Origin of the sequence: Novosphingobium sp. SG754, assembly GCF_013149315.1 — a bacterium.
Taxonomy (GTDB): Bacteria; Pseudomonadota; Alphaproteobacteria; order Sphingomonadales; family Sphingomonadaceae; genus Novosphingobium; species Novosphingobium capsulatum.
In genome coordinates this window covers 94,808-110,621 of sequence record NZ_JABGCC010000006.1, presented here as the reverse complement: position 1 = coordinate 110,621, position 15,814 = coordinate 94,808, and the positions used below count along the sequence as shown (strand labels likewise).

Annotated in this window: 10 protein-coding genes; 8 read left to right on the top strand and 2 right to left on the bottom strand. The window is 68.5% G+C overall.

Annotated features, from left to right (window positions below; translation table 11 throughout):
- The first annotated feature begins 102 nt into the window (after window positions 1-102).
- From FHW97_RS16065 to FHW97_RS16035, 7 genes are all read left to right on the top strand, one after another.
- Complete coding sequence (locus FHW97_RS16065; protein ID WP_168352464.1) at window positions 103-534, top strand: lysozyme inhibitor LprI family protein; 432 nt, start codon at window positions 103-105, stop codon at window positions 532-534.
- 337 nt (window positions 535-871) lie between these two features.
- Window positions 872-2,068, top strand: a complete 1,197-nt coding sequence (locus tag FHW97_RS16060; RefSeq protein WP_253941831.1) for a pyridoxal phosphate-dependent aminotransferase — start codon at window positions 872-874, stop codon at window positions 2,066-2,068.
- Window positions 2,069-2,092: 24 nt separating this feature from the next.
- Window positions 2,093-3,850, top strand: coding sequence for a peptidase M61 (locus FHW97_RS16055; protein WP_168352463.1), 1,758 nt, complete (start codon window positions 2,093-2,095; stop codon window positions 3,848-3,850).
- 28 nt (window positions 3,851-3,878) lie between these two features.
- Window positions 3,879-5,387: a S10 family peptidase gene (locus FHW97_RS16050; protein WP_168352462.1), complete on the top strand. Its 1,509-nt coding sequence runs from the start codon at window positions 3,879-3,881 to the stop codon at window positions 5,385-5,387.
- Complete coding sequence (locus tag FHW97_RS16045) at window positions 5,384-7,492, top strand: amidohydrolase family protein (RefSeq protein ID WP_168352461.1); 2,109 nt, start codon at window positions 5,384-5,386, stop codon at window positions 7,490-7,492. Before FHW97_RS16050 ends, FHW97_RS16045 begins: the two co-directional genes overlap by 4 nt.
- The gene (locus tag FHW97_RS16040; protein WP_168352460.1) at window positions 7,482-8,978 is read left to right on the top strand and encodes a S10 family peptidase; all 1,497 of its coding nucleotides are present in this window, start codon (window positions 7,482-7,484) and stop codon (window positions 8,976-8,978) included. The genes FHW97_RS16045 and FHW97_RS16040 overlap by 11 nt, the downstream gene beginning before the upstream one ends.
- Window positions 8,975-10,279: an APC family permease gene (locus tag FHW97_RS16035; RefSeq protein ID WP_168352459.1), complete on the top strand. Its 1,305-nt coding sequence runs from the start codon at window positions 8,975-8,977 to the stop codon at window positions 10,277-10,279. Before FHW97_RS16040 ends, FHW97_RS16035 begins: the two co-directional genes overlap by 4 nt.
- Here FHW97_RS16035 and FHW97_RS16030 read toward each other — a convergent pair.
- Window positions 10,210-11,754 carry a peptidase S10 gene (locus tag FHW97_RS16030; RefSeq protein ID WP_168352458.1) on the bottom strand — a complete coding sequence of 515 codons (1,545 nt, stop codon included), beginning with the start codon at window positions 11,752-11,754 and terminating at the stop codon, window positions 10,210-10,212. The genes FHW97_RS16035 and FHW97_RS16030 overlap by 70 nt on opposite strands.
- Window positions 11,694-13,232 carry a hypothetical protein gene (locus FHW97_RS16025; protein WP_168352457.1) on the bottom strand — a complete coding sequence of 513 codons (1,539 nt, stop codon included), beginning with the start codon at window positions 13,230-13,232 and terminating at the stop codon, window positions 11,694-11,696. Before FHW97_RS16025 ends, FHW97_RS16030 begins: the two co-directional genes overlap by 61 nt.
- A 284-nt stretch (window positions 13,233-13,516) precedes the next feature.
- Here FHW97_RS16025 and FHW97_RS16020 point away from each other — a divergent pair, with 284 nt between their 5' ends.
- On the top strand, window positions 13,517-15,784 hold the full coding sequence (locus tag FHW97_RS16020; protein ID WP_168352456.1) for a TonB-dependent receptor: 2,268 nt from the start codon (window positions 13,517-13,519) through the stop codon (window positions 15,782-15,784).
- Window positions 15,785-15,814: the final 30 nt, after the last annotated feature.

Sequence of the window (15,814 nt, the reverse complement as noted above, 5' to 3'; positions counted from 1 at the left end):
AACGGTTTACACTCCCTATCGCGTTCGAACCGCAGCAAATGCCTCGATCAGTGGGCATCTGCAAAGCTAGAGGTTAGGCCGCAATCGAGAGGAGAGGCCTTGATGGAGATTCGCCAGATCGCGCACCTGGCTGCTTTCGTTGCCACATCATACGCTGCCCCTGCCCACGCCGTGGAGCGCGCGGACAAGACCGACACCGAGCTGCGGCGCTGCCTGGATGGCGCGAGCAACGCATCCACGGCCGGCCAGGTCGGCTGCGAGGTCGCTGCCCGCGACGCGTACGACAAGCGCATGGGCGCGGCCTACCGCGCGCTGTTGCGCGCCTTGCCCAACGACGCGGCCGGAAAACTGCGCGAGGCGCAGCGCGCCTGGCTGCGCTTTCGTGACGCGCATATCCAGGCAAGCAACGCACTGTTTGCGACGCGACAGGGCACGATGTACGTGCCGATGCAGGCCGCCGACCACACGGCGATCGTCAGGCAACGCGCGATCGAACTGGAAGCGCAACTGCGCATTTTCAGGATCGACGAGTAGCCCATAAACGCGGTGATCATGCCGCCCGCGAGGTGGCAGAGAAAAATGGCGGCTACAAAGGCCGCGCCTAACGCGAACAGCCCCATCGTTCGGCATCGAGCAGCAACGTTTCGCGATCACCCAGCAGCCCGGCGTCGCGCCGTTTCGCCTGGCGCCAGGTGAGCGCGCGCTTCTGCCGCGCTCCATCTTGGCCAGCGCCACGCCTGCCGCACGCGGCACTTGCATTGGCGGCATTGACCGGCTTTGACGCCCTCGCAACAAGGATTATGCGCTGGCGCCCGCGCGGCGGGCACAGATCGCATAACAAGCGCAACGCCTGCCCGATAGGATCGGCGCAATGACCTGCACCGCCCTGCCTGCTGCCACGCCCGATCTGGCCACCCCGCCCGTCGCCCCCGCGCCGATGGCTTATGCCCAATGGGTTGCCGCCGCCGTGGCGCTGGCACGCCAGGCGCCGCGCCCGATCGTGAGCCTGTTCGAAAGCGCGGTGCCCGAACCGCGCGCCTTGCTGCGCCAGGCCGTTCTGGCCACGGTCGAACCCGATTTTTCACCGCGCTATGTCAGCGCCTTTGGTGATGGCAACCCGTTCGTGCGCGCGATGCTGGCGCAAAGCCATGGCGTCGATATCGACCAGGTGCTGTGCACCACCGGCGCCACGGGCGGCCTCGCCCTGCTCTATCGCGCGCTGCTCCGGCCTGGTGACCGCGTGCTGGTGGAAGTGCCGGGTTTCGATCTGTTTGCCGGCGCAGCGCAAGTGCAGGGGATTGGCGTGGATACGTTCACGCGCCCCGCCCCGCATTTCGGCATCGACGTGGAGCAGGTTGCCGCCGCGCTTCGCCCGGAAACGCGGCTGATCGTGGTGTCTGACCTGCACAATCCCTCGGGCATGGGCATCCCGCGCGATACCCTGGTCGCGCTTGCCCACTTGGCACAGGCACGCGGCGTGCTGCTGGTGGTGGACGAAGTCTATGGCGACTATGCCGACAAGGCCAGCCGCCCCGGCCCGGCCTGCGCGCTTTCGCCGGCGGTGATCAGCCTGTCGAGCCTGACCAAGATTTTCGGCCTGGGCGTGTTGCGCTGTGGCTGGATCGTGGGTGCGCCCGGCGTGATGGCCACCCTGCGCGACTATGCCGCGCGCGCCGAATTCGGGGTTTCGACCCTGTCGCACGCGATCGCCGCCGAAGTGATGCTGCGCGCCGACGCCTTTGCCGATCACTGGCGCAGCCATGTGGCGCGCGCGCGGCCCCGCTTTGCCGCGTGGTTTGCCCGCATGGTGGATGCCGGACTGATGGCGGGTGAATTGCCCGATGCGGGCTGCATCTGCTTTCCCGCTTTGCCCGGCATTGCCGATACCCGCGCCTTTTCCGAAATGCTGATCGCGCAAAGCGGGGTGATCGTGGCGCCGGGCGAATTCTTTGGCCAGCCCGGACACATCCGTATCGGCTTCTGCCTGCCCGATGCCGAACTTGACGCCGGCCTTGCCGCGCTGGAAGCGGCCCTGCGCCAGGCAGCAGGCAACCGCTTGGCAATCTGACCACGCAACAGGGGATTTCTGCCAATGCTGCGATTGCCCCATTCCCTGGCCGCGTTGCTGGCCGCAGCCGTGCTGCTGCCTGCACCGGCTCGCGCCACTCCGCCCGCGTTGACGGTCACCTTTGCCCCGCGCGCCGATGTGGCCGACCGAGACCGCGTGGGCACGGTGGAGATTACGCTGCGCCTGTCCGGCCTGACCGCCAAGGCTGGTGCGCCGGTGTTGCAATTGCCGCTGGTGGCCAGCAATGTGGATACCGTGGCCAGCCTGCTTGGCCCGCTGCACGCACGCGATGCGGCCGGGCCGCTGCTCTTGCATCCACGCGATGCGGTGCTGGCCGACAGCGCCGATAGCGATGCGGTGAGCGGCGGCCCCGGGCGGGAATGGCTGGCGCCGCGCGCGGTTCGGGGCACGCTCGTCGTCTCGTACCGCGTGCCCGCCCAGGCCAGCCTGCCACCGCGCGGCCCCGCCCCGCCCTTTGCGTTCAGCGCCGATGGTGGCGCGGTTTCCGCCGCCGGGCAGGTTTTCCTGCTGCTGCCCCCCGGCACCACGCGCTGGCGCGCCACGTTCGGCTTTGATCTGTCGGGCGCGCCCAAGGGCAGCCGCGGCGTCAGCTCGCTGGGCGCAGGAACGGTCACGGCGGCAGAGCCGCTCGACGCCAGCGCCCTGCGGCAAAGCTTCTTCATGGCCGGTCCGATCGGCACCTGGCCGACGGGTCACGCGCAAGATGGCTTTTTCGGCGCCTGGCAAGGCCGCCCGGCCTTCGATGCCGGCGCCCTGCTGGCGTGGACCGGTGCGCTCCATGGCCATTACCGGCAGATGTTCGGGCAGACCCGGCCCGCGCCCTATGGCGTGTTCCTGCGCTACAACCCGATCAACGCGGGCGGCGGGGTGGGCCTCCACCATGCGTTCGTCACCACGTTCGGCACGGGGCGCGGCGCGGACCTGGCCAGCATCCGCATCACGCTGGCGCACGAAATGTTCCACACGTTCCAGCCCTATGTCACCCGGCCCGGCGGCCTTGAATCCGCGTGGTTCGGCGAAGGACTGGCCACGTTCTACCAGGCGCGCCTGCCGTTCCGCTTTGGCATGATCGATGCCGATGCGTTCCTGCACGATCTGAACTGGACGGCCGCGCGCTATTACACCAGCGCCATGGCCAGCGTGCCCAACGCGCAAGTGCCGGCACGGTTCTGGGCCGATACCCGCATCCGCACCCTGCCCTATGACCGCGGCATGCTCTATTTCGCCACGGTGGACCACGCCCTGCGCCAGAAGAGCGGCGGACGCGAGAATCTCGACACGCTCGTCCTTGCCCTGCTGGCCCGGCAAAAGGCCGGCGCGACCCTCGCCAACGCTGATTGGGAAGACCAGTTGGCCCAGCACCTGGGGCCGCAAGGCGTGGCCGATTTTCGCGCGTTCCTGGATGGCGCCGTGCCGCTGCCGGCGTCCGACGCCTTTGGCCCGTGCTTTGCCCGCACCACCACCCGCCTGCGCCGCTATGAGCTGGGCTTTGCAACGGACGTTCTCGCCGAGCGCAAGCGGGTGGTGCGAGGCCTGGTGACCGGCTCTGCCGCTGCGCTGGCCGGTGTGCGCGATGGCGACGAGATCGTCGATCCGGTGCCGCAGGACGGCATCCAGGGCGAGCAGACGCAGGAGTTGACCCTGCGCCTGCGCCGCGATGGTCGTGTCTTTACCGTTACTTACCTGCCACGCGGCGAAACCGTCGATGCCTGGCAGTGGCGGCGCGTGCCGGTTTCACCCGGCACGGCCTGTGCTCTTTGAGATGCGCCCTTTGCGAAAGGTTGTCCTGATGCGCGCCCTGCTGCTTCCCCTCGTCCTGGCAAGCGCCGCTGCGCCGTTGCACGCCCAGCCGGCTTCACCGGCGCCCGCGCAAACCGCCCAGCACGCGCTGGCAGCGCCGGTGATCACCCACCACAAGGGCACGTTCGGCGGGCAGACCCTGGCCTATACCGCGCAGGTGGAGGCGACCGGGGTGAAGACCGTGGATGGCGCGGCCCGCCTTGTCAGCTTCGCCTATCTGCGCGATGGCGCCAACCCTGCCACGCGGCCCGTGCTGTTCGCGTTCAACGGCGGGCCGATCGTGGCCTCGGCCTATGTCCACGTCGGCGGCCTTGGCCCCCGCCGCGCCGCTTTCCCCGATGACATCGCCGCCGATCCGGCCAAAGTCACCCTGGCAGACAATCCCGCTTCGCCGCTCGACGCCGCAGACCTGGTCTTCGTCGATCCCGCGTCCACCGGGTTCAGCACCGTGGTGCCGGGTACCGATCCCCATGCGTTCTGGTCGGTGCGCGCCGATGCTGCGCAAGTTGCCGCATTCATCCGCGCCTGGCTGGCCGCCCACGGGCGAACCGGCGCGCCGGTCTATGTGCTGGGCGAAAGCTATGGCACCAACCGCGCCTGCGAAATCGCGCGGCAATTGGCGCAGGGCCCCGATCCGCTGCCGCTGGCCGGCGTAGTGCTCTATGGCCAAGCGGCCAACATCATCGAATATGCCCAGCGCCCCGCCAATGTCACCAGCTATGTCGCCTCGCTGCCCACCCTGGCAGCGATCGCGTGGTATCATGGCCGGGCCGATCGGATGGGTATGGACCTGCCCGCTTTCCTCGCCGCCGCGCGCGCCTTTGCCAAGGGCGATTACCTGACCGTGCTCTATCAGGGCAGCGGCGCGCCCCTTGCCGATCGCGCCCGCGTCGCCGCGCGCCTGGCCGCGTTCACCGGCATCCCGGCCGCCTGGTATCTGTCGCACGACTTGCGCATATCCAAGGAACGCTATCGCGTCGAACTGCTCAAGGACAAGGGCCTCGTGCTGGGCCGCATGGACGCGCGCTATACCATGGCCGCGCCCGCGCAGGGCGGCGCCCCCGATGCGTCGGAAGCGATTACCGATACCCTGGCCCGCCTGTTCGAGCGCTACCGCCACGACGAACTCAAGGTGGCAGACACGCAGCCCTATGTCCTGTCCGCTCCCGTCGAAGGGTTTGACCAGTGGGGCTGGGGATCGGGCACCAGTCCCTTTGCCGATTGGCCCTATTACCAGGGCATCACCGCGATGATGGCAGCCAACCCGCGCTTTCAGGTCCTGGTCGCCAACGGCTATTACGATACCCAGACCACGATGGGCGGGGCCGAGCTGCTCGCCACGCAATCGGGCTGGGACCCGCAGCGCGTGACCTTGCGCTATTACGACGGGGGCCACACCGGCTATTCGGTGGCCGCCACGGCCCAGGCCCTGGGGAACGACATCCGCATGCTGATCACCAAGACTGCTCCTGCTCAAACCGGGCAGGCGCCGCGATGAGCCGCGCCCTGCTCCCGCTCGTCCTCGCTCTCGCCGCAGCGCCACCGGCAGCGCAGGCGGCGGACGAAAGCCTCGTCATCGTCTCCAACGGCGAAACCGTCGGCTCGCTCAAGATCCACACCCAGGGCAACCGCGTGGCCGTGGATTACCGCGTGGACGACAATGGCCGCGGGCCCAAGCATCACGAGGATCTGGTGCTCGATCCCTCGGGCGTGCCGACCAGCTGGACGATCCATGGCACCTCGCTGATGGGCGGCACGGTGGATGAAAGCTATGCCTATGCCGGGCAGGAGGCGCGCTGGAAAAGCCAGGCCGACGCCGGCAGCCAGGCCTTTGCCCGCCCGCCGCTGTACATCGCCAACGATGACAGCCCCTATGCCCTGGCGCTCTATGCCCGCGCGGCGATGGGGCGGCCAGACCATTGCCTGGCCGTGCTGCCCTCGGGCCGGGTCTGCGCGCAGGCGGGGCGCACGTTCGCGCTGGGCAGTGGCAAGGCTGCCCTGCCGGTCACCGCCTGGCGCATCACCGGGGTGCAGCTCAACCCCGGCTATGTCCTGCTCGACACGACCGGCCGGCTGGCGGGCGTGTTCGGCCCCGGCGCCGATGGCACCACGATCCGCGCCGGCTATGAGGCGCAAGTGCCGATGCTCGCCAAGCTGGCGACCGAGCTGGAAACGGCGCGCGCGCTGGCCCTGCAACAGCAACTGGCGCACCGCTTTGCCACGCCGCTGCGCATCCGCAACGTCCACGTGTTCGATCCGGTCAGCGGCACCCGCTCTGCCCTGTCGACCGTGGTGGTGATGCGCGACACGATCACCCAGGTCTTGCCCGAAGACCCCGCCGCGCCCGATCCGGCCGACGAGACGGTGATCGATGGCCAGGGCGGCACGGTCTATCCGGGGCTGCACGACATGCATTCGCACGCCACGCTGCCCTCCGGCCTGCTCTATCTGGCCGCTGGCGTTACCGCCACGCGCGACATGGGCAACGACAATGCCTTCCTGCAAGACCTGATCACCCGCGTCGATGCCGGGCAGGTGGCCTGGCCGCGCATCGTGCCCAATGGCTTTATCGAGGGGCGCAGCCCCTATTCGGCGCGCTTCGGCTTCATTCCCGTCAGCGTGGACGAAGCACTCAAGGACGTGCGTTGGTACGCGGCGCGCGGCTATGCCGAAATCAAGATCTACAACTCGATGAACCCCGATTGGGTGGCGCCGATCGCGGCCGAGGCACACCGCCTCGGCCTGAAAGTGACCGGCCATGTCCCCGCGTTCGACACGCCCGATCGGGTGATTGCCGATGGCTATGATTCCATCGCCCACATCAATCAGTTGATGCTGGGGTGGATCTTGCAGCCGGGCGAAGACAGCCGCACGCCCCTGCGCCTGACAGCCATGGCCCGCGCCGGCAGCCTCGATCTTGCCGCGCCCGCCGTGCAGCACACCGTGGGGCTGATGCAGCAGCATCACGTCGCGCTCGATACCACGGCCTCGATCCTCGAACAGTTGATGCTCAGCCGCGCCGGGCACGTGCCGCCGGGGCAGGAGGATTTCCTCGGCCACATGCCGATCGGCTTCCAGCGCTACCGCAAGCGTTCGTTCGTCACCCTGCCCGATGCCGCCGCCGATGCGGCCTATCACAGTGGATTTGCCAAAGTGCTGGAAACCATCGGCATGTTGCACCGCGCCGGGATCGTCCTGTTGCCTGGGACCGATGAAGCGACCGGCTTTGCCGTGCAGCGCGAGCTGGAGCTTTATGTGCAGGCCGGCCTTACCCCGGCGCAGGCGCTGCGCACGGGCACGCTGGATGCCGAGCGCTTTTTCGGACGCGAGGGGCAACTGGGCACGATCGCGCGGGGCAAGCTGGCCGATCTGGTGCTGGTGCCGGGCAATCCGGTGGAAGACATCGCCGCCATCCGCCGCCCGCGCCTGGTGCTGCGCGGCGGGGTCGCCTATTTCCCCAGCGAGATCTACACCGCGCTGGGCATTGCCCCGTTCACCACGCCACCGCCGCTTCACCCCGCCAAGGAAGCCCTGGCCAGCCAGGATGCCGGCCTGACCGCCCGGTCCGCCTTTGGATACGAGATTGCCGACCATGCCGATTGATCGCCTGATCCTGGCCGCTGCCCTGGCGCTCGCCCCGCTCGCCGCCCCGCTGCCCGCGCACGCTCAGGACGCCGGCCCACGCGCTTTCATCACCAAGGGCCAGGGCACGTTCGGCACCACGCGCATGGCCTATGACGCGGCTGAAGAGGAATTCATCCTGCGCAGCCCCGATGGCAAGGCGGCCGCCAGCGTCTTTGCCACCAGCTATCTGAAAGCCGGCGGGAAGACCGCGAAACCCGATGCCAGCCGGCCCGTGCTGTTCGTGTTCAACGGCGGGCCTGGCTCGGCTTCGCTGTGGTTGCACATGGGCATGCTTGGCCCGCAGCGCATCGATTTCGACGATCCCGATCATCCCCAGACCACTGCTCCGTTCCACACCGTGGCCAATGCCGACAGCCCGCTCGACGTGGCAGACCTGGTGCTGATCGATCCGCCCGGCACCGGTTACAGCCGCATCCTGGCCGATGGCACCCCGGCCATGTTCTATGGCGTGGAGCAGGATGCGGTGGCCACGGTGCAGGTGATGGAACAGTGGCTGGCCCGCCATAGCCGGATGAACGCGCCCAAATACATCCTGTCGGAAAGCTATGGCACGGTGCGTGCGGCGGTGGTGGCACGGCTCTTGGCCGGCGGCCCCACCCAGACCGGGCAGATGGACGGCATCAGCTTGAATGGCGTGATCCTGCTGGGCCAGGCGATGGACATGGCCCATGGCGCGGCGGGCGACGATCGCGGCTATCTTGGCATCCTGCCCAGCTTGGCGGCCACGGCATGCCATTTCCACAAGGTGGCGCCAGATTGCACCCCGCAGGGCCAGGTCGATGCGGCGCAGGCCTTTGTCGATGACACCTATCTCGGCGCGCTGCATGCCGGGTCGCGCCTCGATCCCGCGCGCCGCGCTGCCGTGGCACAAGCCATGGCGCGCCTTGTCGGCCTGCCCGCGGAAACGATCCTGGCCAACGACCTGCGCCTGTCGGGCGCGGCCTTTGCCCGCCTGCTGCTGGCGGCCGAGGGACGGCGCACCGGGCTCTATGATGCGCGTTTCACCCTGCCGCTGGCCGCCGCCGGGCCAGACCCGGTGGCCGATGACCCGGCCATGGCGCAATATGTGCCGGGCTTTGTCGCCGCGTGGGACGCCTATGCCCGCGACACGCTCAAGATCGACCTGCCCCAGCCCTACAAGGCGATTGCCTTTCGCGATGTGAACGGGGCGTGGGATTATGGGCCATCGCCCAGCAACTATGCCACCGATCTTGCCACGGCGATGAACCGCAACCCGGCGCTGCGCGTCCTGGTCGGCACCGGGCTCTATGATCTTGTCACGCCACTGGGGACGGCAAGCGATACCATGGCCCATTCGGGTGCGCCGGCAGACCGCGTCGCTTTCCGCACCTATCCCGCCGGGCACATGGCCTATCTGGGCCGCGAGGCTCGGCAGGCGCTGGCTGCAGACTTGCGCGCCTTCATCACGGGCAGCCTGCGATGAGCGCACCCGAAGCGCCGATCCAGCTCGGCAAATCGGTGGGCCTGGTCGGTGTCGTCACGTTTGGCGCGGGCACCGCGATCGGGGTCTCGATCTTCACGATCCTGGGGCCGACCGCGCAAGTCGCCGGGGCGGGCCTGTTGCCGGCGATCGGCCTGGCCGCGTTGCCGATGCTGATCTTTGCCCTGGCTTATGCCTATCTCGGTTCGGCCCTGCCGGTATCGGGCGCATCGTATGAATGGCCGCGCCGCTTCATCCATCCGGCGGTGGGCTTTCTCATCGCCTGGATGCGCATCGTGGCCAACGTCGGCGCCATGGCGATCCTGAGCCAGGTACTGGTCGGCTATCTCGGCATGGTCGTGCCGCTGCCGCCCCTGCCCGCCATGGCGGCACTGATCACGCTGGTCTTTGCGCTCAACTATCGCGGCGTTGCCCTTGCCGCCAAGGCGCAGACCGCGCTCATGGCCCTGCTGCTGGTGGTGCTGGCGCTGCTGGTCGCGCTTGGCCTGCCGCATGTGCACGTGGCCACGATGGGCGCGCCGCTCTCGGTGCCGCTGCCCCAGGTGCTTGCTGCCGTGCCGCTGATGATCAGCCTGTTCCTGGGCATCGAAAGCGCGGTGGAAATCGGCGAAGAAGTGCGCAATCCCGCCCGCACCATGCCCTTGGGCATCGCGCTGGCGATTGCGCTGACGGCGCTGGTCTATGGCGCCGTGGCGGCCACGGCGCTGGGCTTGGTCGGCCCGGCCGGATTGGCCGCCAGCAAGGCGCCGCTGCTCGACGCCGCGCGCGTGGTAATGGGCAGCCCGGCCGCCACGATACTGATCGTGGGCGCCGCCACGCTCTCCATCGTCAAGTCGATGAACGCGCTGGCGCTGACCTTTTCGCGCAGCCTCTTTGCTATGGGGCGCAGCGGCGCGCTGCCCACCGCACTTGGCCGCGTCCACCCGCGCTTTGCCACGCCGCACGTGGCCGTGCTGCTGGCCTGGGCCTGCGCCATGGCCGGCATGCTCCTGCCGCAAAGCCTGGTGTTCCTGCTGCTCGCGGTCAATCTGCCGACCATGCTCAAATACGCGGCCTGTTCGTGGTCGGCCACGGTGGTTGCCCGCCATCACCCCGAAATCCATGCCCGCGCGGCGCTGGGCATGGCGCCGGCCACGGTCACGCTGATCGGCCTGGCCGGCGTGGTGGCGGCGCTGGCCATTGCGGCGTTTGGCGTGGAAGCCGATCCGCGCCCCTATCTGCTGGTGGGCGGCTGGCTGGTCTTGGGGCTGGCCTGGTGGTTCGCGTTCGCGCGCAAGAGCTGATCGATCATCGCGCGCATGGCCCGACGGCCGGGGGCATCGGCAAAGACCGAATGCCCTGCCGGCAAGGCCACCAGCCGCGCCAGTGAGCGTGGCAGCCAGGCATGGCGCAGCGCGTCGCGCGTCGCCATCAGCGGCACGGCCATATCGTAATAGCCCCCCACCAGCGTCACCTCGAGGGCAGGATGGTCGGTCATGGCCTGGGCCAGGTTGCCCAGCAGATCGGGGCGGCGATCGGCCTCATCGCCGTCCGCCCCCTCCATGCGCGGCCAGCGCCACTGGAAATTGACGTCCAGCGTGAGCGAGACATAGTCGCGCGTGGTGTGCACACCCAGTTCGCGGCGCAGGTAATCGCCCAGCGCGGCAGACACGATCACATTGCTCGCGCCCAGCCCCAGCGCGGGATCGCTGGCCGCCGACGGCCGCCCAGCCACCTGCGCCGGGCGCGGCGCGGCGATGCGGCTGTCGAGCCGGCCCACCACCTGGCCCTTGCCGGCCAGCAGCGCGGCGCGAAACATCTCCACGTCCACCCGCAGGCGTGCAGCGCGGATCGCGGCCGGTGGCAGGCCGATCAGCCGCGCCATCTGCATCGCCACGCGGGCCTCCTCTGCCGGGGCCAGGGCGCTGCCCGCCAGCAGGGCGCGGGCATAGGGGCCAGCGGCAAAGGCAGCCGCGCGCGCTTCCACGCGCGCTGCGGGCAGGCCGGCAAGCGCCCCCTTGCCATGGGCCGCTGCGGCCACGGCCATGGCCGGCAGTGCCTCGACCAGTTCGCTGTCCCCCTGCGGCCCGATCGCCAGGGCGGGAGACAGCAGGACCAGCCCCGCCAGGTTCACGCCCTTGAGCAAGGGCAGCATCGCCGCAGCACGGGTACCGCCATAGCTTTCCCCCACCACGATGACCGGCGCACCCGCGCGGCCATGCGCGGCAAGCCAGCCGGTGATCGCCTGGGCCATGGCGCGCGCATCACCGGCCACGCTCCAGAACGGGGCACCGCCGCCAGGCGTGAGCGGGCGGCTGAACCCGGTGCCTACCGGATCGACGAATACCAGGTCGGCCCGATCGAGCGGGGTCTCGGCGTTGTCGACCAGGCCAGCGCCATCGCGCCGGCGCGGCCCCATGGCGTCGATATGCAACGGAGAGGAGGAAGCACCTGGCCCGCCGTTGAACGCAAAGATCACCGGCCGCATGGCATCGGCCGTGCCGCTGCGCAGATAGGCAATCGTGGAAATCGTGGCCGCCGGTTGCCCATCCGGCCCACGCAGCACCTGCTGCTCAAACACGGCGTCATAGTCCAGCCGCCCGGCGGGCGTGGCCAAGGCGTGATGGCTCGTCGCCGGGGCAATCGGGCCATCCTGTGCGGGCGCAAGTGCGGGCGCAGCGGCCAGCAAAAGCGGCGCCAGCGTCAGGGCCGCGACGTTCACCGGCATGCCCCGGCAGGCGCCGCCGCCCGGTGCCCCGCTGGCGCAGCCCGTTGCCATTGCCAGCCATCGACACGCCCATGGGGCGTATCCCACTGCGTCGCCACGCGGGCAAAGCAGGGGCCAAAGGCATCGGACAGCGGATCGAGCGTGTCCGTGCCGTCCAGGATCAGGCGCTTGAAGCGATCGCGCTCGCCCTCGTCGCCCAGCTCGCGCACGATCGCCGCCAGCCAGGCCTCGGTATCGAACCGCACGCCCTGCTCGCGCAACAGGAACAGCGGGAACAGCACGCTTTCGAGCGTGCGCTGGCCCTGGCTATGGGCACGGATGCGCGCGTCCAGATCGTGGAAATACATCGCCGCGCGATAATAGACGATGTGGCGCACCTCTTCATCGCCAAAGCCGATCTTGACCACATCGGCCGCCGCCATGTTGCGCGCCTTGCTGATGAAGTAGCGCCGCGCCAGGCGATTGACCGCCGCGAGATAGGCATCGGCGCTTTCAAAGCCGCCGCGCCATTGCAGATCGTCTTCGTAATAGGTGGTCAGCCCTTCGGAGAACCAGCTGGAAATGCCGCTGGGTGCGTCGATCTGACCGGTCCACTGGTGGATCATCTCGTGAAAGAACAGGGAACTGGGCATTTCGCTCTGTTCACCCGGCGCCAGCGGCCCGCGCGAGAGCATGAACGACTGATCCAGCGCAGTGCCACCGCCATAGGGCGCCGCGTCGCGGAACTGCACGAAGATGCGATAGGCACGCTGGCCTTTCAGGTGGGGGAAATACCCTTGCAGATAGCGGTGCGCCGCCCCGGCCCGCGCCAGCGCCGTGGGCACATCGAACACCGGCTGACCCAGCCAGGTCCCGGCAAAGCCGTCGCGCGTGCCGGTCGCCGGCCAGTGGCCCAGCGGCCCGGCCATGAACCAGCTATCGGCCAGCGCCTGCGCGCCACCGGGCACCACCACATCGCCCGCGCCATAGGAGATCGCCGCGCTCGCGCCCCTGGCCATGGCCGAAAGATCCCAGTGCAATCGCGCGGGTAGCGCATCGCGGTTTTCCGGCAGCAGCAGGAACCCGCCGCCCGATGCAGCGAGGCCCCCGCCCACCGCGCGCAGGCCAAAGGCCGGCCCGCCGGGCCCACCCGCCGGCATCACGGCGGCGCGATAGCGGATTGCCACTTGCCCCTGCACCGTACGGGTGGCGCGCCAGTGCCGATACCATGGGAATCCGCCTTTGACCGGCGCATCCTCGCTCACGGCCAAGGGCACTGGCCCCCGCGCGTCGGTAACAGCCAGGCCGCTGAGCCGGTCGGCCACGCCCGGCGCACCGGGATAGACCACCGGCGCTGCCAGCAAGAGCGTGCCGTCTGCCGGCGCGGGCAAGTCCATCGCCACGGCCACCCCCGCCACCGCGCCATCGGCCATGTCGGGCCGCAGCGTGACGGCAAGCTGGTCTGGCTGGCGCGGCGCCGTGCCCATGGTCAGGGCAGCAGCCAGGGGCAGCAGGGCCCGGATGGAAAGCACGGTTTGAAACTGGGGCATCGCGGCGCTCGCTATGATGATGCTGCGCAGCCTAGCGTAGCGGCCCGGGCAGTGCGTGTCTTTCGCGCGCCCATCCTGGACGTGGGCGACATAGATTATGCGGCAAGTGCCAGCGATGCAGGTGAATCGCGCCAGAGGCCAGGGCACGGCTCACACCCCGCAAGCACGCTTTCACGCATAAATATAATCGGCAGCCGGTCAGCCCACGCCATATCCAAATAAAAATTCCCGCTCCGTTGTGGTGTTCTTGCCGATAACGAACCAACCAGAACATGAGGGCATCCATGCAGACCAACACCACCGGCGCGTTCCGCCGTCGATCCGCCCTGGCCCTGACCCTGGCGCCGATTCTGTCCGGCGGCCTGGCCGTGGGTGCCCATGCGCAGACCGCCACGCCGGTCGCGCCGCAGGCCAGCACAGAAGAGCCGGGCGATACGATCATCGTCACCGCGCTCAAGACCAGCCAGCGCCTGATCGATGTGCCTGCCCCGGTTACCGCGCTGTCGGCCAACACGCTCACCGAGCAGAATCTGACCAACATCAGGGACTACTTCAACCGCATCCCCGGCCTGCAGTATTCCGGCCAGGCCGTGCACAGCCTGTCGCTGCGCGGCATTACCACCGGCGGGGCCACCAATCCCACGCTGGCCGTGCTGGTTGACGATGTGCCCTTCGGTTCGGCCACCGCCAACGGCGATACCGACATTCCCGATTTCGACCCGGCGATCCTTTCGCGCATCGAAGTGCTGCGCGGCCCCCAGGGCACGCTCTATGGTGCGGCCAGCCTGGGCGGCATCATCAAGTACGTGACGCAAGACCCCAGCACCACGCAATTTACCGGGCGGGTGGAAGCAGGCGTTTCCACCGTGGCCCATGGCGGCCAGGGCAATTCGCTGCGTGGCTCGCTCAACGTGCCGCTGATCAAGGACCGCGTCGCGCTGGCGGTCAGCGGCTTCTATCGCCGCGATCCGGCCTGGGTGGACAACACCGACAGCAACACCGGGCAATTCCTGGCCAATGCCAACCACCAGCGCCAATGGGGCGGCCGCGCCGCGCTGCTGCTGCGCCCGGTGGATAACCTGACGATCACGCTCAGCGCCATTCGCCAGCGCCTGCGCACCGAGAACAGCGGGTTGGTCGATTTCAAGTCCGACACCGATTTCAACAGCGTCAACGCCGATCCCTATTCGGTCACCCGCGTGCTGGGCCAGCCCAGCCGTAGCCAGTTCGATGTCTATTCGGCGCGCGCCGTGCTCGATCTGGGCAAAGTCCAGGTCACCTCGGTCACCGGCTGGAACGTCAACGAATCCGTGCCCTACCAGGATCTCACCAGCATCTTCGGCGGTTTGCTCGGCCGCTATTACCCCGGCCTGTCGTCGGTGTTCCTGACCAATTCGCACCGCGCCACCCGCTTCTCGCAAGAACTGCGCCTCTCGGGCAACAGCACGGCACTCGACTGGATGCTCGGCGGGTTCTATTCGGTCGAGCACGCCAATATTTCGCAAACCATGCTGCTGATGAACGCCAGTGGCAGCCTGATCGACACGCCGTATGTCGGCGCCGGGCCTTCGACCTATCGTGAACTGGCGGCGTTCGGCACGGTGACCGGGCACCTTGCGCCCGGCCTCGATCTGCAAGTGGGCGGCCGCTATGCCCACAACAAGCAGGACAACCTTTCCACCGTCGCCACCACGGGCGTCGCGCAATACATCTTCGGCTTTTCCAGCAGCGAAGAACACCGCACCTCGGAAAGCCCGTTCACCTGGCTGGTTTCGCCCAGCTGGCACATCACGCGCGACGTGATGGTCTATGCGCGCGTTGCCAATGGCTATCGCCCCGGCGGCACCAATACCCTGGCCGATGGCGTACCTGGCACCTATCGCTCTGACCGCGTGGTCAACTATGAAGCGGGCGCCAAGGGTTCGGTGCTGGAGGGCAAGCTCGATTTCGACCTGTCGGTGTTCCAGATCGACTGGAGCCGCATCCAGTTGCAGAACACCTCGGCCAACGAGCTGACGTTCACCACCAACGGCGCCAAGGCGCGCAGCCGGGGCGTGGAACTGGCCGGAACGGTGCGGCCTTGGACCGGCGGCGCGATCAGCGGCAACGCCACGTTTACCGATGCCGTGCTGACCCAGGCGCTGCCGGCGGCCACCGATGGCGGTTCCGCGCTGGTTGGCGCCAAGGGCGATCGCCTGCCCAACTCGGCGCGGTTCACTGCCAATATCGGGCTCGATCAGAAAGTGCGCCTGGGTGAAGGCGTCAGCGGCTCGCTGGGCGTGAACTATGCCTGGACGGGCAAGCGGCCGGGCGATTTCCTCAACAGCCTCGCCGCGGCCGGGCGCGAACGCCAGATGCTGCCCAGCTATGGCCAGCTCGACGTGCGCGCCGGTGCCGCGCTCGACGCTGGGTGGAGCGTCAACATCTTTGCGCGCAACCTGACCGACGAACGCGCCGTGCTCTATGCGATCAACCGCAACGGCACCACCGCGCCCTATGGCCGCTACATCCCGCCCCGCACGGTCGGCGTGCAGTTTGCCGGTTCCTTCTGAACGGCCAATCCCCCGAACCATTCGGGTCGC